The organism is Sunxiuqinia sp. sy24 (genome assembly GCF_052677165.1).
Genome location: NZ_JBQYLH010000003.1, coordinates 285,361 through 312,102 on the forward strand (window position 1 = coordinate 285,361; position 26,742 = coordinate 312,102).

22 protein-coding genes, 1 tRNA gene and 1 other RNA gene are annotated in these 26,742 nt (G+C 44.5%); 6 read left to right on the forward strand and 18 right to left on the reverse strand.

Annotated elements, in window-relative coordinates:
• The first annotated feature begins 79 nt into the window (after positions 1-79).
• Genes ACUNWA_RS04755 through ACUNWA_RS04765 form a run of 3 tightly spaced genes read left to right on the forward strand, consistent with a single transcriptional unit; the run spans position 80 to position 2,460 of the window.
• Positions 80-1,138 carry a PD-(D/E)XK nuclease family protein gene (locus tag ACUNWA_RS04755; protein ID WP_445590739.1) on the forward strand — a complete coding sequence of 353 codons (1,059 nt, stop codon included), beginning with the start codon at positions 80-82 and terminating at the stop codon, positions 1,136-1,138.
• 37 nt (positions 1,139-1,175) lie between these two features.
• Entirely contained in the window at positions 1,176-2,090 is a 915-nt protein-coding gene (locus ACUNWA_RS04760; protein ID WP_445590740.1) for a helix-turn-helix transcriptional regulator, read from the forward strand.
• A complete protein-coding gene (locus ACUNWA_RS04765; RefSeq protein WP_445590741.1) occupies positions 2,074-2,460 on the forward strand; it encodes a hypothetical protein in 387 nt (128 codons plus the stop codon). The genes ACUNWA_RS04760 and ACUNWA_RS04765 overlap by 17 nt, the downstream gene beginning before the upstream one ends.
• A gap of 76 nt (positions 2,461-2,536) precedes the next feature.
• On the opposite strand, the gene ACUNWA_RS04770 is transcribed toward ACUNWA_RS04765, so the two are convergent.
• Positions 2,537-3,757, reverse strand: coding sequence for a site-specific integrase (locus tag ACUNWA_RS04770; RefSeq protein WP_445590742.1), 1,221 nt, complete (start codon positions 3,755-3,757; stop codon positions 2,537-2,539).
• 238 nt (positions 3,758-3,995) lie between these two features.
• Positions 3,996-4,393: a transfer-messenger RNA gene (ssrA, locus tag ACUNWA_RS04775) on the reverse strand.
• Between the two features lie 160 nt (positions 4,394-4,553).
• Here ssrA and ACUNWA_RS04780 point away from each other — a divergent pair.
• The 3 genes from ACUNWA_RS04780 (at position 4,554) to ACUNWA_RS04790 (ending at position 7,330) form a co-directional block, all read left to right on the forward strand.
• The gene (locus ACUNWA_RS04780) at positions 4,554-5,771 is read left to right on the forward strand and encodes an NAD(P)-dependent oxidoreductase (protein WP_445590743.1); all 1,218 of its coding nucleotides are present in this window, start codon (positions 4,554-4,556) and stop codon (positions 5,769-5,771) included.
• A gap of 150 nt (positions 5,772-5,921) precedes the next feature.
• Positions 5,922-5,998, forward strand: a tRNA-Pro gene (locus ACUNWA_RS04785).
• 114 nt (positions 5,999-6,112) lie between these two features.
• Complete coding sequence (locus tag ACUNWA_RS04790; RefSeq protein WP_445590744.1) at positions 6,113-7,330, forward strand: tyrosine-type recombinase/integrase; 1,218 nt, start codon at positions 6,113-6,115, stop codon at positions 7,328-7,330.
• Between the two features lie 19 nt (positions 7,331-7,349).
• Here the strand turns inward: ACUNWA_RS04790 and ACUNWA_RS04795 are convergent, their stop codons facing one another.
• The 16 genes from ACUNWA_RS04795 to ACUNWA_RS04870 all read right to left on the reverse strand — a co-directional run bounded on the left by ACUNWA_RS04795 (position 7,350) and on the right by ACUNWA_RS04870 (position 26,736).
• A complete protein-coding gene (locus ACUNWA_RS04795) occupies positions 7,350-8,195 on the reverse strand; it encodes a DUF3800 domain-containing protein (RefSeq protein WP_445590745.1) in 846 nt (281 codons plus the stop codon).
• Positions 8,196-8,385: 190 nt separating this feature from the next.
• Positions 8,386-8,940, reverse strand: coding sequence for a hypothetical protein (locus tag ACUNWA_RS04800; protein ID WP_445590746.1), 555 nt, complete (start codon positions 8,938-8,940; stop codon positions 8,386-8,388).
• Positions 8,937-9,308 (reverse strand): D-Ala-D-Ala carboxypeptidase family metallohydrolase, encoded by a 372-nt coding sequence (locus ACUNWA_RS04805; RefSeq protein WP_445590747.1) that lies wholly within the window; start codon positions 9,306-9,308, stop codon positions 8,937-8,939. The genes ACUNWA_RS04800 and ACUNWA_RS04805 overlap by 4 nt, the downstream gene beginning before the upstream one ends.
• Positions 9,295-9,771 carry a phage holin family protein gene (locus ACUNWA_RS04810; RefSeq protein ID WP_445590748.1) on the reverse strand — a complete coding sequence of 159 codons (477 nt, stop codon included), beginning with the start codon at positions 9,769-9,771 and terminating at the stop codon, positions 9,295-9,297. The genes ACUNWA_RS04805 and ACUNWA_RS04810 overlap by 14 nt, the downstream gene beginning before the upstream one ends.
• 69 nt (positions 9,772-9,840) lie before the next feature.
• The gene (locus ACUNWA_RS04815; RefSeq protein WP_445590749.1) at positions 9,841-12,645 is read right to left on the reverse strand and encodes a hypothetical protein; all 2,805 of its coding nucleotides are present in this window, start codon (positions 12,643-12,645) and stop codon (positions 9,841-9,843) included.
• Between the two features lie 61 nt (positions 12,646-12,706).
• Complete coding sequence (locus ACUNWA_RS04820; RefSeq protein ID WP_445590750.1) at positions 12,707-14,824, reverse strand: leucine-rich repeat protein; 2,118 nt, start codon at positions 14,822-14,824, stop codon at positions 12,707-12,709.
• Positions 14,825-14,839: 15 nt separating this feature from the next.
• Positions 14,840-16,420, reverse strand: a complete 1,581-nt coding sequence (locus ACUNWA_RS04825; protein WP_445590751.1) for a hypothetical protein — start codon at positions 16,418-16,420, stop codon at positions 14,840-14,842.
• A 1-nt stretch (position 16,421) separates the two neighbouring features.
• Positions 16,422-17,573, reverse strand: a complete 1,152-nt coding sequence (locus tag ACUNWA_RS04830) for a hypothetical protein (protein WP_445590752.1) — start codon at positions 17,571-17,573, stop codon at positions 16,422-16,424.
• A 58-nt stretch (positions 17,574-17,631) separates the two neighbouring features.
• Positions 17,632-20,910, reverse strand: a complete 3,279-nt coding sequence (locus ACUNWA_RS04835) for a phage tail tape measure protein (protein WP_445590753.1) — start codon at positions 20,908-20,910, stop codon at positions 17,632-17,634.
• Positions 20,911-21,091: 181 nt separating this feature from the next.
• Positions 21,092-21,421, reverse strand: coding sequence for a hypothetical protein (locus tag ACUNWA_RS04840; protein WP_445590754.1), 330 nt, complete (start codon positions 21,419-21,421; stop codon positions 21,092-21,094).
• Positions 21,422-22,154: 733 nt separating this feature from the next.
• Positions 22,155-22,697: a hypothetical protein gene (locus ACUNWA_RS04845; RefSeq protein ID WP_445590755.1), complete on the reverse strand. Its 543-nt coding sequence runs from the start codon at positions 22,695-22,697 to the stop codon at positions 22,155-22,157.
• On the reverse strand, positions 22,697-23,212 hold the full coding sequence (locus ACUNWA_RS04850) for a hypothetical protein (protein ID WP_445590756.1): 516 nt from the start codon (positions 23,210-23,212) through the stop codon (positions 22,697-22,699). The genes ACUNWA_RS04845 and ACUNWA_RS04850 overlap by 1 nt, the downstream gene beginning before the upstream one ends.
• 68 nt (positions 23,213-23,280) lie before the next feature.
• On the reverse strand, positions 23,281-24,084 hold the full coding sequence (locus ACUNWA_RS04855; RefSeq protein WP_445590757.1) for a hypothetical protein: 804 nt from the start codon (positions 24,082-24,084) through the stop codon (positions 23,281-23,283).
• Positions 24,081-25,073 carry a DUF6712 family protein gene (locus ACUNWA_RS04860; RefSeq protein WP_445590758.1) on the reverse strand — a complete coding sequence of 331 codons (993 nt, stop codon included), beginning with the start codon at positions 25,071-25,073 and terminating at the stop codon, positions 24,081-24,083. The genes ACUNWA_RS04855 and ACUNWA_RS04860 overlap by 4 nt, the downstream gene beginning before the upstream one ends.
• On the reverse strand, positions 25,073-26,437 hold the full coding sequence (locus ACUNWA_RS04865) for a hypothetical protein (RefSeq protein WP_445590759.1): 1,365 nt from the start codon (positions 26,435-26,437) through the stop codon (positions 25,073-25,075). The genes ACUNWA_RS04860 and ACUNWA_RS04865 overlap by 1 nt, the downstream gene beginning before the upstream one ends.
• A complete protein-coding gene (locus ACUNWA_RS04870) occupies positions 26,437-26,736 on the reverse strand; it encodes a hypothetical protein (RefSeq protein ID WP_445590760.1) in 300 nt (99 codons plus the stop codon). Before ACUNWA_RS04870 ends, ACUNWA_RS04865 begins: the two co-directional genes overlap by 1 nt.
• Positions 26,737-26,742: the final 6 nt, after the last annotated feature.

Consider the following 26,742-nt stretch of genomic DNA (forward strand, 5'->3'; position numbering starts at 1 on the left):
TGATTTTTTTTAAGCTAAGACATGTTATGTCTGTCGTCGAATTTACTTTTGATTAAAAATCACCTACCTAATATTGCTTATGAATGACGTAGAGAATATTGTCGAATTGGACTGGGTTAGTTCCCAGGATAAACTATTGAAACAATTCAAAGGGATTGAATTTAAAGATATTAAAGATCCTACTTTTCTGGATATCATTAATAAAGGGCGTAATGAAAACACTTGGAGTCGTGTACTCTTATTCTTTTTTGACCCGAATAAAGAGCATAATTTGAAAGATTTGTTTCTAAAATCACTGTTTCAGCTTTTGGATGTAAACTTTGCTCTAAAAAATCCAAAGTCGTTTTACGGCAGGGTGGAGAAGAGCACTGAAGACGGAAAGAGGATTGATATTTTCATTCAAACAGATGAATTTGTGATTGGGATTGAAAACAAAGTTTACCATGATTGTAATAATCCTTTTCACTTATATGATGAAATGCTCAAGGATTTGGCAGGTACAAAGAAATTGCATAAGGTGATCTTGTCACTAAACCATTGTTCTGAGGTGTCAGGGTTCAAGAATATTCGATACGAACAGTTTGTGTCAAAAATCGAAGCGAATCTTCCGGAATATGAAAATCACGCTAATCCTCTCTATTTAATGTTTTTGAAGGATTTCTTGAGAAATATAAAGAACGTTCAAAAATCGATGCATATGTTAGAAAACGAAAAGGCAATTAAATTCTTTAAGGACTACAGCGAAACGTTGACAATTCTCACCGATCGATTCGGGGAGTTTAAACAGTTCGTAGAAAACCGTTTTAGAGAACTATACTCTGCTATTAACTTAGATGGAATTAACTCTAATGTTAAGTTATTAGTTGGCAATCAGGCTGAAATTACGAAAGACAATAGCGATGATGGACTGGATTTTTATATCACAATGACAAATGGTGAGATGGAATTTAGACGTGAGTTTTACATAGAAAAGAATCTTGAGTTTTTCAGTTGTTTTACAGATAATCCACCGAAAGAATTTTTGGATAGGTTGGAGGACTTAGACATTTGGAAGCAGCCTGAAGATGATATTAATACAATGGCAAAAGAAATTGTTGAGCAGATAGAATCAGAATTTAAAATACTATTTGGCCATTGATATTATTGATAATTATGACTTTGACCAATTATTACAAATGTCAGACCGAAAAACTGTCCTTCGTTATTTTCATATCCTGAACCGGCTTCGAAAATCACCGGCTTCGTTTAAGGAAATTGATGCATACTTGGAAACGCAGTCTGAATTGCAGGATGAAGACTTTCAGTTATCCAAACGGCAGTTTTCTCGCGTTGTAAAAGATATCAATTCCATCTTTGAATTAGATATCGATTACGATGCCAGTCGGGATGTGTACTGGATCAACGATGAGACCGAATCTGATATTACCAGTCGGCGGTTGGAAGCCCTGGATACATTCCGCGCTCTGAAAATAGGGAAAGACACCTCAAGGATTGTTCATTTCGAAAAACGTCATCCGCAGGGGACTGAATATCTGATGTCGCTGATTCAAGCTATTAAAAAGGGAGTTCAAATTCAATTCAGCTATCAGAAATTTTGGGATAGTATTTCCACTGCGAGAACGGTTGAGCCCTGTGCTCTCAAGGAATTCAAAAATCGATGGTACTTGGTTGCAAAAGATAAAAAGGATGAAAAGATTAAAACTTTTGGATTGGATCGAATATCCGAGCTGAGGCCAACCAATTTAGTCTTCAATCAGAAAGAAGTTTTTAACGTTGATGCATATTTTAGAGATTGTTTTGGAATAATCACTGATGACGCAATTGAGCCGGTTGAAATTATTCTATCATTTGACTCCGTTCAGGGAAAGTACATTAAATCGTTGCCGTTACACGAATCGCAAGAGATTCTATCTGAAACCGATTCGGAACTCAGATTGCGGGTTAAACTTAAACCAACCTGGGATTTTTACCAGGAGATTTTATCTTTGGGCGAATTGGTTCGGGTTATCTCTCCGCCAGTAATTGTTCAGGAAGTCATAAAGCTACATAGGACTGCGATCGAAAAACATAGATATGAAGGAATTAATTGATATTGCTGACCAACTAAACACACTGCTTAGTGCAGAGCAACTTGATAAATCTAAATTGGATGGATTGGTCCGGGAATTAGATCAAATATCGGATCTGCGCGTCAAGTTAGTCGACTTCGAAAAGTACAATGAAGAAGCATTAGCAAAGTTGACAGAAGAGAAAATGGCTCAAATTAGGTCGCAGAATTTTGAACAAGCGGCAACTCTGCGTGAACAGGAAAAAGAATGCATCAAATACGCCAACTTTCAAAGATATTTCAAGCTTAAGAACTCTTTTTTCTATCCGGAAGAGCGAAAACTATTTTATTTCCATTTAGGGACTGAGAGGAATGATGAAATATTGAAAGAATTTTTTGCTGCGGTTATCTAACTCAGGATATGCGGAAAAATAAAAGCTAATAGGTTATCCTACTAGCTTTTTGATTACTGTGCTTTTAGGCAGGTTGTTATAGTAAATTTCTCATGCCGCTTTTAATAGCCTTTTCCTGAATTTTTGCGTAAATCTGAGTGGTTTTGGTGTCCCGATGCCCAAGCATCTTGGAAACGACTTCCAAAGGAGCTCCATTATTCATGGCGATGGTTGTGGCAAACGTGTGGCGGGCAATGTGCGAAGACAAGTTTTTGTCTATTTCACAGCGCATAGCGACTTCTTTTAAATAACCATTATAGTTCTGATTGGAGATCTCGGGAATGACGCTTCCCTCCATCTGCCGCTCAGGATGATCCGCATACTTGTCAATGATCTTTTGAACTTCAGGTAAAACCGGAACCATAAACTCAACTCCTGTTTTTAATCGCTTATTCTTGATCCATTTTGTTCCATCTTGATCTTCATAAATGTGATTCATACGCAGTTTAATAACATCGCAGAATGAAACTCCGGTATGGATACAAAATACAAACAGGTCCCTTACCTTATCTAATCGATTCAATTTGATATCAAGGGCAATCATTTGATCAACCTCTTTTTGTGTTAAAATTTCACGATCAACTGTTTCGTAGCTCAGTTTGAATTTTTCGAATGGGTTTCGAATTAGGTAACCTTCTCCTAATGCCGTTCGAATGACTTTGCCAAAGTTTTTAATGTATTTCATGGTGGAGTTGTGGTTGCATTTTCGAACCGCCTTAAAATAATGCTCAAAATCGCTGAGGAAGCTAAAGTCAACTTTTTCCCAAGTCAAATCATTCTTGCCGTATTGATGTTGAATAAATGCTGCGACATGCCCTCTTGAAGTTAGGTGCCGTTGATAGGTGGAAGGGGAATGGTTTTTAGTTCCAATCAACTCTTTAAACTTACGGTTGTGTTCATCGTATAGTTCTAAAACCGTCGGGTCTGGGATATCATCTGGATCGGGTAAGCCCTTGTAACGAGCTTTGATTAATTCAGCCGTGATTTCTTTCCCTTCAAGCATGAGTTTTTTTCGAATCTCGTTTAGGTCACTGTTGACTATCGATAGGAAATCATTGATCTGCCTACTCTCTGAGTTGGTTCCTAAACACCTCTGAGCTTTCGTATTAAATAAGCCAGTCGATAAGTCTCTTGCTAGACTCATTTCTACTCTTAGACCGTCAACTGTAATACGCGCATACAGTTTTTCTCTCTTTTGTTCTGTGTTTTTCTTTGCCCTTGGCACGAAAATAACACTAAATGTTGCATGTTTTGCCATCTTTTAAACGTTTTAAATTAGACTTTAAAATTATCGCAAACGTCAAAAATCATGAAATGCAAAACAGTGTAATTCAGTGCATTAAATCCTAATTCGGGAGTCTTTTCTTGTTCGCCATGAACTCCCGAATTTACACCTTTGAATATGCGTTTTTATGCACTTTGTTGCAGGAGCCAAAAATAAAAAACTCCTGTAAATGTGACACTTACAGGAGTTTGCTTTTGAATGCTTTTTGAAAAAGTGGAGCTGCCGGGAATCGAACCCGGGTCCAAACGAGGAAGCAATACGCTTTCTACATGTGTAGCCTCGACTTAATTTTCGAGTAGCAGCTGGATCAAGGCCACCGACCACTACCTTAGCTTCTTAAGTTTTGCAAAATGCACGAAGCAAACATTCCACTAGCCTCGATTTTTTGCACCGTCATATCGAATAGCCTCAAGGCAATAGCATCCGGACGATGTCTTGTCCCAGCACCTAGTACCGGGATTAAGCCTAACCTACTAAAATTCGGTTACGCAGCAAGAGCGTAGTTGTTTTCGCCAATTAAAAGTTTGATCATTAGGATTTACGAGCCAACAACCCAAGCTCGACATGCTTACATACCTCTTCTACCCGCTGTCAAAACCAGTCAGCCCCGGTATTTGAGGAAGGGCAAAATTACAATAATTTTTGGCATATTCATAGTAACATAAAGGTTTCTCTGTCTTAAAAAGCGTTTTCAAACGAATGCGGACGAAAACGAGCAATTATGCCTGACCGCGTATGATTAAGGAGATAATTCTTATCTTTAAAATTCATGAAAAGCAAGATAAACATGAAGATTGGTATTTTAAGAGAAACACGCCGATGGAAAGACCGCAGAGTGGCGATAACTCCAGAAACAGCCGCACGAATACTACAAAACTATCCGGAAGTCGAACTTTTTGTACAAAGCAGTGAGCTGCGGGTTCATAAAGATGAAGAATATAAGCGACTAGGTCTCCCGGTGGTCGAGGATGTTTCGCATTGCGATGTATTAATTGGTGTTAAGGAAGTGGCAAATGAAGCCTTATTAGATGGCAAAACCTATATCATGTTTAGTCATGTGGCCAAAGAGCAGGCCTATAATCAGGACTTCCTGAAGTTGATGGCGCAAAAGAAAATCACACTGATCGATTATGAATATTTCGTGGATAAACACCGGAGCAGGCTGGTTGCCTTTGGTTTTTGGGCTGGCGTTGTTGGCGCCTACTATGCTTTTGTAGGTATTGGCCGGCGCTTTTGCAAGTACCAGCTTCCGGGACCTGAAACGTGTACGGATTTGCAAGACTTACACCACCAATTAAAGGCCTTGACGATTCCGTCTTTAAAAATAGTGGTAACCGGCGGCGGACGCGTTGCTTCTGGCGCGTTGGATATCATTAATCATCTAAGGATCCCCGAAGTTCTTCCTAAAGATTTTTTAGAGCGAAGCTATGACCACCCGGTTTATACGCGGCTCGATCCAGTGGACTATATAAAGCGCAAGGAAGGAGCGCCGGAGGATAAACATTTCTATGACCATCCCGCGGCTTTTGAGTCAGCCTTCCTCCCCTACACCAAAGTAGCCGATGCCTTTGTCGCCTGTCACTTCTGGAATCATGAATCGCCCCATTTCTTTAGTGCTGAAGACCTGAAGGCACCGGACTTTTCGATTTCCTTGATTTCGGATATCAGCTGCGATGTTCCCGGGCCTATTCCAACAACACTGCGAACGACCGAGATTGGATCACCGTTTTATGATGTTGATCCGGCAACAGGTGCAGAAGTCGCACCGTTCAGCTCTTCCTCTCATGTTACGGTTGTTGCGGTTGACAATCTGCCGGCGGCCTTGCCCATAGATGCCTCCAGAACCTTTGCCCGTGATTTATACTACGAAGTTTTTCCGTCTTTATTTGGCACAGATGAGGACGAAATAATTGAGCGAGCCACCATTTTGAAAGATGGCAAACTGACGCCAAAATTCAGCTATCTAAAAGATTTTCTGGAAAAATAGTTACTGCCACCCAACTCGAATGGTAAGAGTAAAGGGGTCAACTACCTGCAATTTATCAGCCTAGGGGAATTTTATTCCACAAACGAATAAAATTCAAAAAATAAGTCCATCATTTATTCGAAAATTGTACATTTGTTCCGCTTCTAAAAACGGGATGTAGCGCAGTCTGGTAGCGTACCACGTTCGGGACGTGGGGGTCGCTGGTTCGAATCCAGTCATCCCGACCAGAAACACAAACCCACTCATTATCAGCTACTTTTGTGGCGAAAGTAGACAAAAACTGAAAGTGGTAGACAAATGGTAGACAGTTTGATTTTGGTTAATCGTCAAAGTCAAACGAAATGAGAAGAAATAAAATAGCGATCCTGCCGGAAGTGAATAATTGCGGCGGCGATCTTTCAAAGAAGTGGTTCGTTTACTACTCTTACCGGGATCCTCGAAACGGGAAAATGAAGCGTTTCAAGGCGTATCAGGGATTGCACAAAATCAAAGACTTTGAGGGAAGAACAGAAGCAGCTATTCAATTAAAAAATGAATATGCCGCCAAGTTGAAAAATGGCTGGAATCCATTTATGGATGATGAATCTGCCATTTACGAAGATCAACTGCAATACAAGAACATCTCGCGAATCTACGGCAAAATGAAAATGGCTAACAAGACGGTTAGCTATTACTCCAGTAAGTTTATCGCGCAGAAAAAGACAGAATCAGAACTGGAGCCTGAAACCATCAGCACCTACACCAGTAAACTTCGAATTTTTAGTTTGTGGTTGGATAAAAATAGCATGGGCAATTACGACATTACGGTAGTTGACAATCTCATCGTGCTTCAGTTTTTCGATTACCTGATTAACGACCGTCAGCTGGCGGGCAACTCAATAAAAAAATACCGGCAGTTACTTCAGGATATGTTTGAGTTTGCGCGTAAATCCGGAAGCATAATTACTAATCCTGTATATGACATCCCCAATTGCAAGCGAATAAACGACCAATCCCCCCGCCCTATCGCTGAGTTTGACATTCAGGATCTGAAAAATGCAATCAAGAAAGAAGATCCTCAGCTGTGGCTGGCCATTTCATTTGAGTACTACTGTTTCCTGAGGCCGGGCAAAGAGTTGCGATTGCTCCGGATCGGTGAAATTGACTTCACACGTGGTGTGATCGATGTGGAGCAACTCAGGGCAAAAACAAACCTGGAGCGCTTCCCCACTATTCCTTTGGTTTTTTTGAAGGAACTGAGAGAGGTTTATCAGTTGCAAGATTATCCCCGCGACTACTATGTGTTTGGCAAGAATGGAAAGCCGGGACCGCAGGAACTGGGAAAAAACAACATGCGAACAAGGTTCCGAAATATCCGAAAGAAATTGAGGATGCCGGATGGCTATAAATATTACTCCTGGAAACATACCGGAAACGGCCGTGCTGCTGATGCCGGTATTTCGATGAAAGCATTGCAAGATCAGAACGGACATACTTCGATACAAACAACTGAAATTTACATGCGCCACAAAATTGGAAGAGTGAGTACTGAGATCCGTGACAAGTTCCCAGAATTGTAGTTACAACCTACAACTGAAACTAAATATCAAGGATTAAGTCATCAGGACCTTCAAGAATTGGATAAACTGCATTTCTTAGAGAATGCGATTTTTGGGGGATGTAGGGGCCCTGCTCTCCTGTCTCTTCATTGATTACGAACTTTCCTTTTACTAAGTCATAGAGTTTATTCGCGAAGTCTGCCTGTTTATTTGGTTTTATCTTGGATAAAACAACGTCTTTGGTCATCCCCACTAATATATCTGCGAATTGAAGGAGCGTCGAATGTAACGAGTTTGCAAAAAAAGGAGAATCCATAAAACACTGCTCACTTAGAGGCCCGTATGGATATTTGTACAATTCCGAAATAGATGTTCCTCTTGTATAAGCGTATGCATATTCACTAGTGAATGGTTTATTTTCATTCCCCCCTGGCCAATCCAAAACAACCTGTTTTCGACCAATCTTACCTTTTACATGTCGCGCAAGTTGTCCTAAGCAATAAGAAAAGGCAAATCTTTCCAATTCCTCAATTCTTTTCTTTTCCAATTCCTGAAATTCACTAGTATCCTGAACCAACGAGACTATGATTTTATAGTCGATATCAGATGTAAAATCTATTATTCTTCTTCTTATTAAATGTGAATTTTCGAGCAATTTGTCATATTGTTTTTCATAGCCAGCGTCTTTTAAACTTTTTTTTAGGGCACGAACATTCCACTTGATAGGTATTCGAGGATCCACATAGTGTTTCTTCACCGCCTCAATTTTTGATTGAAGCCGAGCTATATCTTTATCTTCAATAATAAAACCGCCAAACATAAAGACATTGCTAGTGCTTGATCCATTTATATTGAACTGGGAGTCATCCCCAAAGAAGTAAATCATAATAGTTTTTCCTTACAATTTAGTCAATTTATAGAAACTAAAAAATCCCGGCACCTCTGTACCGGGATTTGTTGTGAATTAAGTGCTCGTATGATTGTGAATTGGGACTAGAGCCATTTTTGAAAACCCCCGCCAACTCGTGGCGGGGGATAACTAATCTAAACCAATAAAACTAAACCTAAGAAACACTTCAAACATCCCCTTTTTTAGAGAAAAGGGAAAGGACAGGTTGAAGTATGCTTTTAATGCCGATGCGACGCAACGAACTTATAAGAAAGAACAGAGCAGCAAGTGCCTGGGCAACGAATAACCAAAAAGTGAATTTGTAAAATCCTGGGATGTGTTTTACCGGGACTACGGTGCTTTTTTCTTCTTCCCGGATACCATCTTTTATCAACACCGGCTTTGGCTTCGCCAGGATTGTCGAATCATTCAGGTAAGCATGCACCACCAGCTCATTGTCAACAATCGAAACATCGGTGGTTATCAAACCGTGAATGGTACTCTGCATAGGAAGATTAACCTTCCCGTCAATTACCCGGAGCGACAGCGAAACATGAATATCGCTCACAGGTAGTCGCACCGGAATTGGATCCAGATAAACCAATGTATCCCGGAACCTGATTTCAGTCTTTGTCTCTGTCCCGCACACCTGCACAAATTTGTCACAGTTGCGCTGGATCCGTCCAGCAGTCATGCAACTCGACAGAGCTGCTAATAGCAAAAGATAAATTAACGTTTTCATGAGTACAACCAGATTACAGATTGAGTATGATTGGGAGAATCATCCGCGTGGATGTATGTTTTAGCAATGCCAATTCGCGTGAAACCGGCTTCCAGCAACGCGCTCATAATTTTAAACCGGTTCCTTTCAGAGTTGCATTTAATATCAACCGCATGACATTTTTCAAGCGTGTGCGCTCCGGTACCGCTTCGCCCTTTGGCCTTATCCCAGGAGCTCGGGCGGTAAGCACAAGTTAAAACAAGCGGAATATTAGCTATATCGCGTGTCCTATCAAGCCGGTTCATGGTGCCTTGGTTCATGTCCTGCAACGAGCATGACGGCGTCAAGCGGGTGAATTCCTTCTCTTCGAAATGCTTACTCGTGATCATCGTCCGCCTCCTTTTGAATGTTGATTCCTGTCTTATCATCCAACTTTTGAGAAATAAACCTGCCAATCAACGGTAGCATTTCCCAGTTGGTAACCTTGTAAGCATTCTGTATAATTGAAAAAAACAGAACTCCTGAAATGAACCAGCCAATAATCTTGTAGGTGGAAACAAACTCTTGCTGGTACACTTCATCCCAGACGTAAGATCCTAATATCAAGACTAGGGCAATGAGCATGCGCGGAATGGTCGTATTCCAAATAATCCGGGCCGAAAAACGCTCTCCACGCAGTTTTTTTGCGGCCAGGTAGCCAAATACAACATCCAGTACAAAAAAGAGAATGAGCTGATGGACAATATCCTGAATCGGAAGGAAGTAACCGAAAATGGCCGACACTATTCCGGCTACGAAGCTCCAGATATTATGAGCCAAGTCGCGGAAACTCTCAGAGATTAATTCAATCATAGCATTTTTATTTCAAAGATGCACCCTGCGGCGCATCTCTGAAAGGACAAAAACGAAGCAATGGATCCCCTAGTACATAAACAGCTTCGTATAAAACTGAGGAACATTGTGATAGACCCATTTATTTTGCAACTGCGACCATCCTGCAATCTTGGTCGCTCCCGACCCTTCCTTGATCGCTATAAATGGCATAGCTCCGGTTGCACAGGCTCCCCCGCAATGCTTGGCCAGTGGTGGAGTAAACTCCGTAGTGGCGTTGTTGCTGCTCAACAGTTTGGCCGATCCCAGGTATTCCTTATTCGTGATCATAATAGCCTGATCGGTCCCCATCGGAACAGCATCCTCTACATAGTACCCCTTTGTCAATCCGCCCACCGAAAATTCATCCCAGTTTGTCGGGTTGCTCTTGGGTGCCCAAAACTGACGCCGGTACGAATCCCCATCTTCCTTACCAAACACAAGCAGCCTGTTGGTTGTCGCCAGCATCGTCCACCAGTGAGCCCGCCGGTCGGTAATCTCACTCCAGCTCGACAGGTTGTTGCTTCGCCAAATCTCTCCTTCGTAGGTACACGCATAATAGTAGCCCCCATAATACGTGAACCCCAAGGTGCGGGGCCACTGTAAGTTGCCGGCACTGGTCGCTTCAAAATCCCGGTAGTCAGCAAGGCTCGCATGGTGAGGCTGCTGGTGAACCTCCCGGCTATCATCACGCCCAATCAAAATCTTTCCGTTCACATAGCGCACCGATGAAATATGGCCACCACTATACGTCCGGATCCCCTTCATGCTCATATTGTCGACATCCGACAAGTCCGTAACGTATAACATACCGTTCCAACCTCCAACATACAGCTGTCGGCTCACCGGATCCCAGTCAATGCAGTTCCGCGAAGCATAGGCCGCCGGTGATAAGGTACCCCAGCTTGGCGGAATCTTCACCTCTCCAGCTACATTCACCAGGTAAGGCCTGCCCGTATCGGTCACCCCTACCCACAACGGTTCAAAGACGGGCGGTGTCGGTGGTTCTGGCTCTCCCGGAACTACACCTTCTTCGTACTCCATCACACTCTCGCGCTTAAACACGCTCAGCTTACACTCAATCATATCCTCCCGGTTGGCAACCGCATCAATTTCATCAATAATGAAGGATCCGTGCCTGGTTTTAAGCGGCAGCAATGCTTTATTGTTCTTGATGTAGTAAAATACCGATGCCGGAAACTTAAAGTAGCCGGTAGCTGGCAGGCGGTTTGCCCAAAATGGAAGCCAGAAATTCCAGCGCTGGTTGGCCAACCCGTCGTCCCCATCCCAATCCAGTGCCAGGTTATTCGTCCGGTAGCTGGCCGCTTCGTCACCGCCGTAAAAAAGCAGACGAGGCGTAAACGACTCATGTTGCGTCCTGAACATTTCCGCATTCCCCTTCTGCATAGTCAGCGGATACCCATTTCTACTCTGCCGTAAGGTCGAAAACTTAGTCTTAATCTCTTCCACCTCCTTATCCTCGTCATTGTAAAAGTAAGGCTGGAAACCAATCGTAATCATTTCCCAACCCAAAATATCCTCCTGAGCCTGCGACTCCAGCGAATCTCCGGTGGTCAACACATGCCAGTGCCACTGGTAATAATTGTTTTCGCTGGTCACCTTCCTGATTTCATCCATCTCCGGACTTAGCAAATCCAAGTCTGCCCGTTGCTGTACCGACTCCTTAATGTTATGCCGCATATCCGATAAATCCTGCCAGTTATCGGAAAAAGCATAATCGTTCTCTTCATGCTCCATTTCCAGCTTCACCGTCACACTCTTACGCTCATGCAACTCCCATTCGCCAAACATATACTCGTCAACATCATAAGCCGGACCAGTCAATAAACGTTGCCGGTCAACAATCCGGCATTCGTCCAAATCATTAAACGAAAACACAACATTCAGCAAGTTTTGAGTGGACAATATCAGCTCCCCCAGGCTGAGCTTCGGAATCAAATCGGCCAGCTGAAATTTGTCGGCAATATAGGTCACCTTCGTAACCGTCTTTTCCTCCGCAGTCAAGCGCATGTATTCCTCGTAACGCATGTAGTAGAAGATCTTGGGCTCTGTTACCAATACCTGTTTCAGAATATTAAAGTTGTTGTACAAAATCAATTTCTGAAGAGACACATTTTCCTTTAGGAAATTCTCCTTCACAAAAATCTTATTGTCGGATAAAATCAACTCCACCAGCTTCCAGAGAAATAACATTGGCGATACTACCGGAGCCGTATTCACCCCATCGGCTTTCACGCCCGTAGCGGTCGGATAGTTGACCAGGAATTGCTCATTCTCTAAAAATTGCCAGCTCAACTCATTATCATCTTCCTTGTCCTGGCTCTCATTCCCCTCCAAATCAGTCGTTGTTACCTGGCGGTCCGAACGCTTTCCCCGGTCGCGCCAAAAGTGCCGGTTAAACAACTTCGGACACGCATAATCATCCGTCAGTGGGTTATAGTTTGTCTTGTTCGCAAACGTCCGCTCACCCCCCAGCGTACTTTGGTTAATCAGCTTTCCGGTTACCCGCTCAGCCAAATTACCCACCACATCACGCAACCATCCGCTGTAACCATTCTTGGTATCGTCAATAACCAGCGTCCCTTTTTGAATAACCTGTCCATGATGGCGCAAGGCTGCCCCCGTAAATCGCCGGTCGTCAGTCGTTCCCATCTTCTCATACCGGTCCGGATTCCTTAAAATCGTCCGGTTCGCCGCATTAATCGGTAGCTGAATCCCTACCCCCTTACTCCCCGGAATCTCTTCAAAATCAGTCGCCGGGTTCCGATCCTCAATCGTCACCGAAAAATCTTCCGAGGTCGAAAGCTGCTTGTCTTTTACTTCTAACGTAAGCATACCCTGTGTTTTATAATTGAATTGAACCTAAATAAACCTTCTGAATTAATTTTTAAATCAGCTATTGAATCATCCAGCCCTTTTTGTTTGCTTCGAAAAAATCTATGGAAGGCGAAAACAGCCACGTTGAATGCGATCCACTTTGAAGGTTACAATCAAAATAGGCAGTAGTGCCAACCATTGAAACCACAGTTAATTCCATAGCTATAGACCCTACTGCGCTTGCTGAGAAAGAAACAGCAGACCCTCCTGGCGTTTCCGATAGCTGAAAGGTGTTGTCGGTTGGGTTAATGACATAGTAATCTACACCATATGACACTCCTATGTCGGCAGTGGCATAAGTTATGGCTATTTTTTTTCCAGCCGAAAACCCATGGTTTGCCACTAAAACAACGGTGTTTGTAACTGCGTCAAACGTTGCATCAACTCCATAAGTAATCCCGATACGCTGAGCGCTGTAACCTGTTATATTGCCAAAATCAGCGGGTACAGTAAGATAGTTCCCCCCTAGACTACCACTAGCAGAGTGAAACTTAACGTTCAGATCTTCTGCACCTGGATTTTTGCAGATAGCTAATAATTTATGATTCTGATTGTTGCCAAAATTGGGGAGTACCGATGCAATGCGGAGTATTTCAGCGGACGGCAGGCTGTTGTATTGCAAGTCAATTTTGTTGTCAACGTATGACCAGTCAATGTCAAAATACGCTAACTTGCCTCGAATGTCGTTGTCGTCGCCAGCTCCGGCAGGTGTCAGCGTTACATATCCACTAGCACTTCGAAATTGCGGTTGATCAAACCGAACAAGGGAAAGAAGCGAAGTATAATTTATCGTTCCCATTATCGAATTATTGGTATGCTCCACCGTGGTTATTTCAGCCAGCTTGGTGCAATTCTTCAGAGCATTAAAAATAATATAGGTCCCTCCATTAAATGGGCTTCCAACATTCCAGCTTACCGGCAACTTCAAATATACGAGCTCACGGCAATTATCAAATGCGCTGGCTGTAGATGATGTGCTTATCAGCTTCTCCAGGCTGGTTGGCAAATAGATGTGAGTAACCTTGCGACAGGCAAAGGCCAACCTTCGAATATCGGTGCAATTATCCATTGCCCCCGTAAATTCAATTCGAGTAACCTCGTAACATTCATTAAAACAATAAGCAATATTGGTACATGCGACCAATTCAGGAAACACAAATTCTCCGCGCAGTTTATAGCAATTAGAAAACGAGTAGCTCAAACTATTGATCAAAACGGCGTCCGCAGGTAATTCTACAGATTGAAGGTTATTGCAATCGCGACAAAATGAAGCTAAAGAGGCAAGTTTCGGAGCTGAAGTAGGCAGAATGATGTTTTTAACATTAACCGCGCTATAAAAGGCTGAACTAAGATTGTTCAGCTCAGCTAGAGAGCCTGGAAATCTTATGGTACCTCCAACATTTGATTTATAAAAACAGTATGAAGCATTATTGAGTAGTGGCATGTGCACAGGCAAGGATGCCTCACGTAGAGAAAAAGTGTTATAACACAGATTGGAAATATTTGTAACATTCGCCGCGGACGATGGCATAACTAGCTTTTCTAAACGCTCGGCTCCGTAAAATGCTCTGTAAAAAGTAGTGACTGAATCACAATCGCACAAGAATTCGCAATAACGAAGCTTTCCCATATTGTAGAACATCTGATCACAGGTAGTCAGTGTAGGCACATTGATTAAACATGCAATAATACTCGCCCCTTCCGCGTCCATGCTGGATTTAGTGTAAGCTCTGAAAAATTCAATATTTCCACTAACCGCAGATATAACATAGGTAAAACGGCTGTCTGTTGTAGGTATGAAGTCAGAATAATAATACCCACTACTAAAATCTTTTGAGCCAATAAAAGTTCCGGTTGAGTCGTAAATTGAAACTCTATAATCCCCGGAGCTAGTCAAAACGCGAAAGTATAAGTGCCTGTCGCCATCGCTAAGTACGGCAAGCTTAATCGTTCCTGGAATTGGCGGATTAGAAATAGCATCGGCGACTTCTTCATCCGGAATGAAAACATCGGGGTCTTTAATATAACCATTGGCCGGGCAAAGCAATTCAGGGGTGTATCCAGCCGCCGGACAAATCTTGTCCATCAAATCCTGATCGATCTTCAGACTTCCTACTTTAAAGTAATGTGATCCCATTTTAAAATATTTAGTTTATAGATATTCTCCGTACAAACTCACCAAGCCCCCTGACGTAGCAGTAATCGTAAGCTTGGTATATCGCGCTAATTCGCTATTCAAAGCAATAGACAGGGCTGCGTCTGTCCCTTCACTCTCTTGCAGGGTGAATTTCATCGCATACGGCACATTGAAAACGAATTCATCACCAGCTTCCTCGAAATCAAGGTGCAATTCAGGCGCTTCATTGCCTCCTGTTCCACTATCTGTAATTTCTACCCATGTTTTATTTTTGCGCCCGTATGTTTTTCCGTCAGCTGGGGCCTCTGGTATCCCGCCGCCACTATCCGGCACTTGGAAAAGCTGCGTCCAGTCTACCTCGTCCGTGTACTTCCACTCCATCCATCCGGCATTTTCACGGAACATTGGCGTTCTGCCATCCGTCCCTTCAGCCTTTATGCCGGTGTCTGTTTCTACAAGGTACCAATTACCGTTCGCGCCAATGGTTGGCGTCACCCCATCGCTTCCTCTCAGGCTGAGTAGCCACTCCGCTTCAGTCCCCGGAAATCCGCCCAACACAGCAAGCTCATAGGCCGACTTCCCATCGGGCCCCACTAAGTCAGCCAACGCAACCAGGTTAACCCAGTTCGTTTCGCCCACATAGCGCCATACCAGGTGTGTGCCGGTCTTTTCCAGCTCTACTTCCCGTCCATCAACCACCGGAACAGGCTGAGGAACCACATGCCCTTGTAGCTTCAGATTATCCAGGAAAAAGCCCGTGAACGGTAAATCTTTCCCTTTTTTACGCCAACGAACACGTACCGCGTCAAACGTGATGTTGGTAAAGGTAAAAGCACTCATTTCCAAGGAAACGTTTGTCCAGTAATCCGGAAGCATCCGCCCCAGGTTAATGATTTTTTTATCCGATACTTCAATGCCATTCAACAAAAATTCGAATTCAAGCGCATAAAGCGTCGATGCTTCTTTTCTCAAATACACAAACCCCGACAACAGCTTGTAGTCTGCCACATTCCTGGCAGCCGGTGCCGTAAAGGTCATGTAATCATCGTTCATCGGCATATCCACCTTAGCTGATTTTAATCCGCTAAAGGCATTTGTGGTCGAGTAGAAATCCACATTCATCGTTCCTTCGTTCGCAGTCCATTCCGTGCCTTCATCGTAAACAACATCGTCAATGAGCTCTTCCCCCGGAGGCTCCGGCTCTGTGCCTCCTGCCGGAATTAAAACTTGGGTTAACTCAATCTGACTGGTCGGATCCGGCGTGGGCTTCTGTGGGTTCTCCGCCGGAATCCCTTTAAGAACCACAACTTCCCAATCCGAAGTTACAGCAAGCAAGTCGATACGCGGAAGTAATGGATCAGCTGCATCCAAAACAACAATGGTCGATTTTGTCTCACACAACCGATTGATCAGGTAATAGTAAGCCTGGCTAACCGAAAAAGTAAGCCCGTTAAGCCACACCACCTTTCCGCCATCAACCAATCCGTTAGGCATGAGTATCGAAATCTTGTTCTGCACAATAAAATCAATCACCTCTTGCATCGGATGATTGCCTCTGAACTTGCGCTTCAGGTATGATGATGTTAATTGCGCCATATCAATGTGCCTCAGTAAATTTTAACTCCATTTCATTCGCGTCACTCAAACTGTCCAGGTAAGCATTATCCCCATCTTCCATCATCACCGGAATAATATCATTCCCATCCAGCAACCATACGTTGCGGCTCTCAAACAGCCCCGTTAAGGCTGTCATTTCATCGGCCATCTTATACCCGGAGTTAATCTCCCAGCTACGCTTTCCTACCTTCCAATCCACTTCCAGCGTAGGTCGCTGCTGGGTGTCGGTAATCCGGGCGTCGCGCTGGCTACGTTCACTTTCCGTCGGAAAACTTCGCTTAACATGACCATGAAGCCACACGCAGTCAATCCCACCAATCCGGTTGGCATAAAGCAAAAAAGTGTTGTGTTCATAATTCCCATGATCAATCGTATAGCTCTTCGTCGCACTAATGGTCACCCCTAGCTTCTCGAAATACACCGAATAGCTGGCCACTTCCGACGCATCAAGCCCAAGCGAACCAGGATCAACACATAGCTCATACATCTTATCCGGATCAATCGTCACCGCATGACTGAGCGTTCCTTCACTGCCACTCAACAAGCTGTAATCAACCTTTAGCGTAAGCGCCTGGTTAGTGACCTCCTTCGTGATAAACCACAACTTCACCGGCTGCCCCGGACTAATCCGCATATTATTGGGCAATTCCGTTAAGAACTGACCAGCAGCTATAAATTCATCATAGAAATTGGTGTTCTGCTCGTTGTACTTCGCTTGCTGGTGCTTCGATAAACCTCCCCGGAGAATCAGAATCTCGTTGTCCGCAGTAAGCTCAGCCCAGTTCACCGTGTCCTCGTTCTTGTTGCTGACAACCTGGACAAAACGTTCACCAACATCCAAGGCCACTTTCTTCGCCATTTGAGGCTGGGCTATCGAAACAGCACCAGTCAACGGCCAGGTAAACGAATACACAATCGGTAAAGTCACCCGGTTACGAAGATCAAACAAGGCCTTCAGCTCTGCATTGGGCTCAATCGCGTCAATACCCTCCGGAAATGAAGCATCCAACGAAGTCGTCTTAATCAGCAAATTGTATAATTCACCGGTCGTCGCCGTAGTCTCAACTTCTGCCTGAACCCGGTTCCCGCTCAACTGAACAGGACCACCGGGAATACTAAGAGATAATGCCATTTGTCTAAAATTTTATTAGTCCGAAGTTCATCAGTCCACAAGGAGTTTCAAAGGACAACTAAAGCTTGCTCTGACGATCACGAAGCTCGCGCTTAGACAACTTATCAGCCACATCCTTCACCGATAGAACCAGCTCAATCTTCTCAAGTCGCTCGATCGCACGGTCAAAACGATTGATGGCGTCGGAAGAGACAGATGAACCCGAGTAAGCCTGTGGTGGGCTGATGGAAGATCCCGCCCCACCTCGAAATGCCGATGAGTATGGCTGAGTTGTGGTGGCTGAGTTTGTTGCGGCAATGGCTTGCTGGCTGACCGTGTTGGGTCTGTTTCTGAACGTTTCCAACCACTGAATAACCGGACCGGTCATTGGGTTGTTTAACATCCAATTAGGACTAATCCACTCTCTTTTCCCTTTTTCGCCTGCCCGGTACATGCCTTCACCTTGCGTAAAGCCACCGGATTCGTAGCCAGACGACTTCGAGGAAAATGCACCACTCACCAGACCTTCAAGCCCGGCAAACGCAGCTTCGATTAATCCAATGATAATGGCGGCACGTGCTAATCCGGCTCCACCTAGAGTAACCACAGAGTCGGGCATTGCCAGCGATTGAATAGTTACCCCAACGGCTGCCATCTGAGCTTGAAGCTTCAACTGTTCCAGGGCCATGATCAGCATGTTTTTGGCGAATGTTTTAAAGGCATCCTCACCTCCCTGAGCTAATTGGAAAATATTATCGGAGACTGTGTTTATTACGTTCTGATAATTTTGTGCCTGTGCAACTAACTTCGCAGTAAGTTCATCCATCTCAGCCTTTGCTTCGGCTTGCTTCAATGAGATAAGACCTAAAAGCTTAGCTTCTTCAAATAACTTGACATTCAGATTATCTGTCGCTTCATTTGTTTTGATTATTTCCGGAACAGCTTGTTTCAACGCTTCAGTGTATTCGCGCTGCTTCTGCAGGATTTTTGTTTGCAGGCTGAGCCGTTTCTCTTCACTTTCCTCCAGAGCAAGTTGCGCCTGGTAGTATGCCAAATCAGCAGCCAGCAAGCGGGCTTTCGATTCCTTGTCCAGATTTTCCTTGTCGGCATAAAATTGGGTAATGGAAAGGATCTGCTGCTTGTGGGCCAACTCAAGGGCATCGGCGGCATCGACCTGTGTTTTCGATTTTGCTTTGTTGAGTTCCGCTTCGGTGGCGGCTATTTTCTTTTGTATCCGCAAGAAATCTTCACTACCTACTTTAACATTCTTCAACGCCAGATTGTAAAGGTTTAGCTTTTCCTCCATGCCTGAGATCGTTTCATTCAGGATTTTGTCGGCATTGCTTTCAGCCACAAAAATTTCATCCAGGTCAAACCCCTGCCGTTTGAAACTAGCAATACGCTCCATCAACTTCAACAGGCCATCATCCATCACCTCGCCGGCCTTACTACCATTTATTGCTGCATCAGTCATTTGTCGGCCAGCAAACATCGAAGCATTTCCGGCAGACAACACACCGTTTATGAATGTTTGCCATAAATTTGATTGTGTGTTCGATTCGACAATTTGCCGTTTTTTGGCTTCCTGAAGAATAAGTTCGGCTTCAGCTTGCCGGATCGTTAAATCAATTTTGTCGCGCAAGTCTTTTTTCTCAGCCACCGAATACCGGGACAGGGTACTCATCTGCCCTTCCAAATCGTTGTAGGTCTTTTTTAATTTGTCGTTGGTTTCTGCCAGTTTCTTTGTTGCTTCCCGTTTTTCCTTTTCGCGTGCCACAGCTCCGGCATTGTATTTATCGTAGGCTTTCATGGCTGCAATCAAAGCAGTAAGCCCTATAACGATTGCCGTAATTGGATTGACAGCCATTGCTCCACCGAAAGCGATTTGTGAATCGATAAACCGCCGCTGGGCGACCGTTGCTTTTCCAGTAACAGCGATATAGGCCTGCATGGCCAGCACCCTGGCCGTAGCGATAGCAGCAATACCAAAGCTCACCGCTTTTTCGCGTATGTCGAGAGCTATTTTGGTTGTTTGGGTGGCAATGGCTCTCAGCATGGCTGTATTGTAGGCCAGCACGGCACCCCCAAGCATAATCAACAACACCTGGTTGTCTTTAATCCATTTAGGAGCAGCCATCAGGGCTTTGATAAAGTAGGTGACCAGGTTGGTACTTTTAATTAAAGCCGGATTGAGCTTTTCCCCAAATTCAATCAACTGCAGGTTCAGACGGTTCATGGCCTGTGCCTTTGTGGCAGCAGCATTGTTGGTGTTTTTTATTGCTTGCTCAATGGCCACTTCGGTTCCGGTTACAGCATCAGAATAGCGCATAAACTCGCTACGATTCTGCACCAGCAATTCACCCATTTTGGCATGCTCCACACCAAACAGATCGGCGGCACTCTCTCCGCTATTGTAACGCCGTTCCAGCTCATCCAAAGCCGCATTTACATTAAATACACCATCAACATAACCAATATTGTTGGCTTTCATCTTCAGAAAAACCTTATCCAGGCTGTTACCGGCCATTCGGGCTTCGGCATAATTGGGAGCAATGGCTTCGATTAATCCAATGTGGTCTTCCAGTTTCACATTCATCATGGCCATGGTGGTTCCTGATTTTTCCATAGCTTCAGTGAGGTAAGGAATATCGGCAGCACCTTCTTTCGATCCGGCAGCCATGGCATTGATTACCCTGCCCGACTCACTGGCTGCTAACCGGTGTTGGTTCAAGGTGGTTGTTAATCCTTTTACCGCCGGTTCCAAATCCATTTTGGCGGCTTCGGAAAGGATGATCGCATCTTCGGTAACGGCAGCCAGCGCTTCTTTGTTCTTCAGCAGTTCAGGCCGCTGTGAGCCAACCTTGGTATAAGCATCGAGAATATCGGCTGCCGACTGTTTTATTTTAATGCCACTCTCGGTCGTCTTTATCGATGTCTCCTTGGCTTGATTACCCAGCCATTCCAGTTCTTTACCACTGAGCCCGGTCAGAGCCGACAGGTTATCGAGGCGTTCTTCAAATAAGCTGGCGGCATCGGCCGCTTTTCGAAAACCAAGTGCAATACCGGTTAACGAAGCAATACCTGCTGTTATAAGCCCGAAATAGCGATTAAAGCCATCGGACAGTTTCTTGAGACTCCAGCTTTTCTGAATCCCATTAATATCTTGCTGGTGTTGTTTCATGATACCGCGCAAACTCCTGATTTTAGCAGCGTGGGCATGGTACTCCTTACTGCCAATGGTCATGCGCTTTTGCTCATTAATGAGCTTGCGCATTTCGGCCTGAATGGAGCCAATATTGTTTTTGACTTCTTTGCCGTTGATGTAAAGGTTAATCCGGCGTGTGTATGAATTAGCCATTTTATTTGAGTTGCGGGTTAAGCTTGGGCTAAACCCTGATTTTCACTCAAATATCAGGCAGGATGGCAGCGGATGAAAGGACAGCAAAAAAGGCGCTGGAAACCCAACGCCTTTCGAGGAAGTCATCCCGGACTTGATCCGGGATCTATAGCTAACAGTTCCTGAATTAATGCCAGGATAACTATGATTTTTCTTTGAGTAGCCAAACAAACGATTCGCCGGTATAGTGCAGTTGAAAGCCGGCATCGGTCATGGCAACATAGAGCTTGTTCTTTTCGGGTTCGATCACCGATTCCATTTCATCAATCAATTCGGTACTCGATTTCTGCTCGGTAGCTTCTGCAACGGTGCCTGCCGGATCGTACTGTTTTAATACGATGCCAACCAATTGTTCTTCAAATGAAAAAGTTTCTGGCGACTCATCCGGTGTTTGCGGAGTCGATTCAGTCTGATCGTTTGCTTGAAAGTTGGCCCCAAAGCCGATTACCCTTGGTGTGGTCTTTTTGCTCATCGTGGTCTGGCTTAAAAATGGAAAACCCGGCAGCGGGTCGCCAAACCACTTCATATGATACCACTAAGATATAAGCTGAAGGTGCTGCCGGGAAATATTTTCCCAATCAGCAATCTTTAATAGTAATAATGAAATGGTTTGGCACTTCAAAGGTAGATAATAAAATTATGAAAACAGAAAAAGCCCGACGTTTTAGTCAGGCTTCAAAGTGAAACAAGTATTTTCCGGCTTCGGTATTGCTTATTTCAAATCAGATAGATATTGAATTCATAATAAGGTATAAAGCGACCAGCACAGAACAAGCAAAATAGATGAGCAAGATGGACTTTATTGTCGATATAGACTTATCGATACGATCAAGTTTTCTTCTAACAAAGGCCTGATGTAAGATCTTGAATTCGGGATAATCATTAATAATGCTTCCTGCCAATTGAGTCGAGTCCTCAAACTTATGGTCTTTATCGTACTGAATCAATTCGGCTCTAAGCTGATTGGATTCTTCGCTATCTGGCCGAGCATAGTAACCCCATGTCAGATTGCTAAGGATCATAGATTTCTTCATTGGTTTTTTCCTTTTTGGGTTTAACAGTACGCTAATTTAAGAAAAACAAGCAGAAACGGAAAACAGCCACGGTAACGAACGCGGCTGCTTCATTAAAGGCCTGGCTTTAACAGGCTGCGGTTTCGCCATACACCATCAACCAACTAAGGCAAGGCGATCAGGCTTCCGGCATTAATTTATTTTCATGCGGGTGGCATTTACGGCGGCATCGGTATTTACCCGGGCAATATTGTCGGCCAGCGCAGGCACATTTTTATCCAGAATGGGGTTAAACCACTCAACAGCCACCCGTGGTCGGGTTACCGGCCCTTTGGCTGTTCTTACTACAAAGCCATTTCCTTTGGCATTGTAGCCCCGCCCCACTCCTTTATGCACAAACACGCCGTGCCGCTCCATGCTAAAGGCAACCAGGTTAATGGCTCCCTGGTCTTTTTTGGTATAGCTTCCGATACTTTTGGCCAGCTTTTTCTCCGGGCGGTTGCCGCGCATCACAAAACCTTCTTTGCCATCGGAAAACCATCGGGCACTGCTGCGTAGAGCCCGGCGCACTTTAGGCACCCATTTATTAATCACTTCGTTGGTTTCAACCATAACCAGCAATTCTGTTTCGCTGTTTCCGGTTGCCGATGAAGAAACAAAGATCTCCGGCTTGGAATTGCCCGGACTGCTATTCCGGCTATAACCTAGTTCTATAATTTTTTTCCAGACACCCATTATTCGCTACTTACAGTTAGCCATTTACTTTCGTCAACATCGGTTGGCTGAGCAGCAGACAAGGTATAGGTAAAGCGGATGCCCACGTTGTTTCCGAATTCGGTCATCAACAGGTTGGCATCGACGCTGGCAAAATCAAAATTCCGCACAGCCGGAGTCTGTGGGTTACGTTTGTCTGCTTTGATCTTCGCTAAAATGTCATCCCCTATCTGCTCCATTTCTTCCCAAATTTGGTGCATGCGGTTGTAGTCTGAAGTATCGCTAAGATGATCGATCAGCATAAACGCCCCCCGACGGTTTTTCAGCAGGTTGTCGCTCTTATTATCGGTATAGTCGAAGCTGTACCCTTCCAAAATCAGCATCGGAAAACTAACATCTGATCGGTTCATGCCTCCCAGCACTTCGTCAAGCTCCAGCCTGAAAAAGTGTTTCTCCTTATCGGTATGCCTGATGGCAACATGCCGTCGGGCAAGGTTTTCAAAATAGCTTATGAGATCCAAAAATTTTGCAGCCATGGTGTTTAAGTTTAAAGTTCCAAAATCCAGGTCTTAGGTTTGTAAACGGCAATCTGCATATAGGGCTATTATTTTCGTTTCGCATTTTCCTTATACTTGCGGGTCATAAATTCAAAAATGGTATTAACCGGAGTTTCAGCCCATTGATCACGCGAGAGAATATCATCACCAACCAGGTTATTGAATACCTTTATCCATCGGTTCTGATCAGGACCGGTCGGTTTCGTTGCTTCCTTTTCATCTTCGGTTGTTTCTTCCTCTTCTGCTTTCTGAAAAATCAGCGGGTACGAAAGGCTTAACCATTCATGAATCAACTGCCAGTTAATCGCAATGGCCTCCAGTGTTTCCGGTTTTGCTTGTTTCAGGATGTCAGCATGCCCCTGGATAGCATCATCATTAAAACTTTTCGTTCGGGGCCAGTAAAGCGATGCCACAAACCGTGCTAAATCTTCCGGATCCTGACTTTGCTGGAAGATGGAGAAATACGTGTCGGTAAAAATAAACTGCCCAAAGCTGAAGCCTTTTAGTTTCGCTTTTGGTGCATGAAATACAATTTGTTCGTTGGTGGTTCGGTCTTTCACCGCAATTTTCCGCAAAATCAGTTCGTGTCGCGGCCTTAAGTTTTGAACAAACTCAAGCAGCTCACTCAATTTATAACGTTGGTATTCATCCAGCTTTTTCAGCACCTTCTGATTTATGCTACTCATGGCTTCCAGAAATCGAAGCTCCGAAATGGTTCCTTTATACAGGCAAGCCAACGCAATTAAATGCTTGGGTTGCACATCGCCCCAATTCTGGGGGAAATGGCCAGTTACTTTTCGCTTGATTAACAGCCACCGGTAGGGATAATATTCGAGGTCAATTTGTTTCACGCCCAAAAGGTTTTTTTATCGGTATTGTCACGGTTAAGTATAAAGCCATCCTGCGCTTCAAATCCGGGCCATTCTTCAACATGATTAAGCAGGTAGTTTTTCAGCAAACCCATATAACGCTCTCCAATCATCCGGTTACGGGCAATCATGCTGGCTATACGTTGTTCCGATGCCGGACCACGGTTCAGGTTCGATTTTTCCTGAACAGAAAAACTATCGAAATACAAACCCTTTTCAGTCAGGTCAGCCCCGCTTTCCTCCATCAGGTATGCGGTAGCAAACCAAACAATGGGCTTCCGAATGTGTGGCAAAATAGCCCGTACTTTAGCACTTGGACTATCTTTTATCATTTCCGCTTTTAGTTCATCGAAAACAGCGGAGCCCAGCAGCGGTTTCAGCTGTAAATCTTCCACTGTTTGCATGTGGGTTACCAGCCGCAAAAAGGTCAGCCGGCTGTTGTTTAATGAATAAGGTACTTTCTCAAAAGCCTTGGTGTCCGGAATAAAGGCTTCTTTCCGGATCGTCCAGTTTTCAGTTGCTTTGAATTCGGCAAAATGGGCGATGTTGTTTTCCAGGTATTCCAGAATATCGTCCATCGCATTGAAGCCTGATGTTTTAAAGTAATCCTTCAATTCATCTTCCTGGTATTTGTACAGGCTTTTGCTGGCATCGCTTTCCTGCCGACGAAACCCCTGATCGCTGATCGTGCTGTTTAGCGCTTGAAACCCCATCCAATAAGCCAGGTGAATGACCGAGTTCTGCACTTTAGCCAGCAGCTCGTTCATGGCCAGCTGAGCATCCGAAGGCGTTTCGGGCAACGGCAAACCTTCATCGTAAAACTCCTGCAGCTCATCGTACATATTACTGTGTAACAGCGGACGCATGTATGCGTTTTCAGCATTTTGAATGTGCGCCTTCAAGCGGTTGAAGTCGTTACCAACACCAACGGCCAAATACGTTTTCACTTCCTGAATGTCTTTAAATAGCATTACGATAGGGTTTTTGAGGTTCCAGCTCCGGAATCTAAGGTGGTCAGAATGGTGTTCCGGAAACGCCATTCCACATTTTCATCGCCACCATTGTAGCGGTGCAGAATTTCAACGGGGTCGAGCAGATCCTGACGATCGAGCCACGAGTTGGCAATGTTGACCAGAAAGGCTTCGCGGATATTACTTCCGCCTTGGTTGCCGGCGTAGGTACCACCAGGCATACCGGCGCCCATTACGTTGGGGTTAACCATGATGGCAAACATGATTTCGGAATTGGCAGCCGCACTGGTGACCAGGTTCTCGTTGTCGCTCAACTTGTTTTCAAGCGGCTTAATGATCCATTGCTCTTCGGCCTTCCCGTTTTGCGGGTTTATTTCGAAGAAGGTAAAGATCGGTTTGTCGGCATTTTCCACACCGCACAAATTCTCTTCAATGGTATCCATATAATCTTCAATTGCTTTTTGCCGTTCGGCGGTGTTTTTAAAATCATTCTTCGGAAATTTCTTATCCCAAAATGCATAGGGTATTTGGATATGCCATTTCCAGGTGATTTGGTTGGCATAAGCTTTTTTCAGGAATGCCGGCACATTCAAGGCAATATCGACCCATCCGGCCAGGTAGGCCGAATACCAAAGTGGCGAGCTGTAGTATTCATTGTTGCTCCAGCTATCGCGAATAACCAGGATGAACGATTTGGCAGCTGTCTTTTTCGCCCATCGGCGGCGTTGCAAATCGGCATACGGATCATACTCATCCAACACATCGTAAATCTTATACTCTCCCGCTCCTGGCGTATCGGGCCATTTACCCGACACCACGCATTTTTCAATGACTCCGGCTGAGTTGGCAACCGACAATCGGCAGTACTTGGCATTGATTGGGTTTATCCCAACAATTTTGTCTCCCTCCTGATTCATAATCAGCTGGACAAAGCCGGGACCAAATTTCAGGAAGTCACGCAAAGCCTTACTCATGTACTTCCTCACCATGCGCGAGTTGGCAAATACCGATAAGGTTTTATCACCAATCTGTTTAAGCACCTCATTGCCATCCTTGTCATACTCTTCCACCTGACAGGGGAAAATACCCTGCCCGATGGTGAAATTACGGGTGAATTTAAGGCCGGTATTCAATACCCCAACCTTACCGATGATGTCATCTGCAAATGTCGGGAAGTTGTTTCCAGCTCCCCAGTCAGCAATCTCAATTTCACCAACCTTTGTTTTATCCAGCTCGCTCTCGGCCAGCTTGGGTGCCGACACGCTTTTTGGTCGCTGATCGGGTGTGCCGGTTGTTGCCGCCATGTAGCTACGTCCCGTAGCCAGTAGCGGTGTTCCTTGTTTATTAAAAAGAATATCAGCCATTACATTGCCACTTTAAAACCGTTCCATTCCACTAAACCATCAATATGTACCGGGGTGATATGTCCGGCGCTGTCGCCACGTTCATCAACCGGAAGCACCCCGCGCATGCGGTTGTTCTTCATGTTAAAAGGAAGCCCGGCAGCTACAGCACGAGGCATAAAAACCAGCTCACCATCTAACTTTACAAATTTGATGGAGAAAGTGGTTTGCTTACCATCGGGGGTTTCTTTAGCCTCGTACTCTTTCAGTACCAGGTTGCGACGAATTTTCGCTGCTTGTTGCGGATTTATTGGAGCCATACGGTT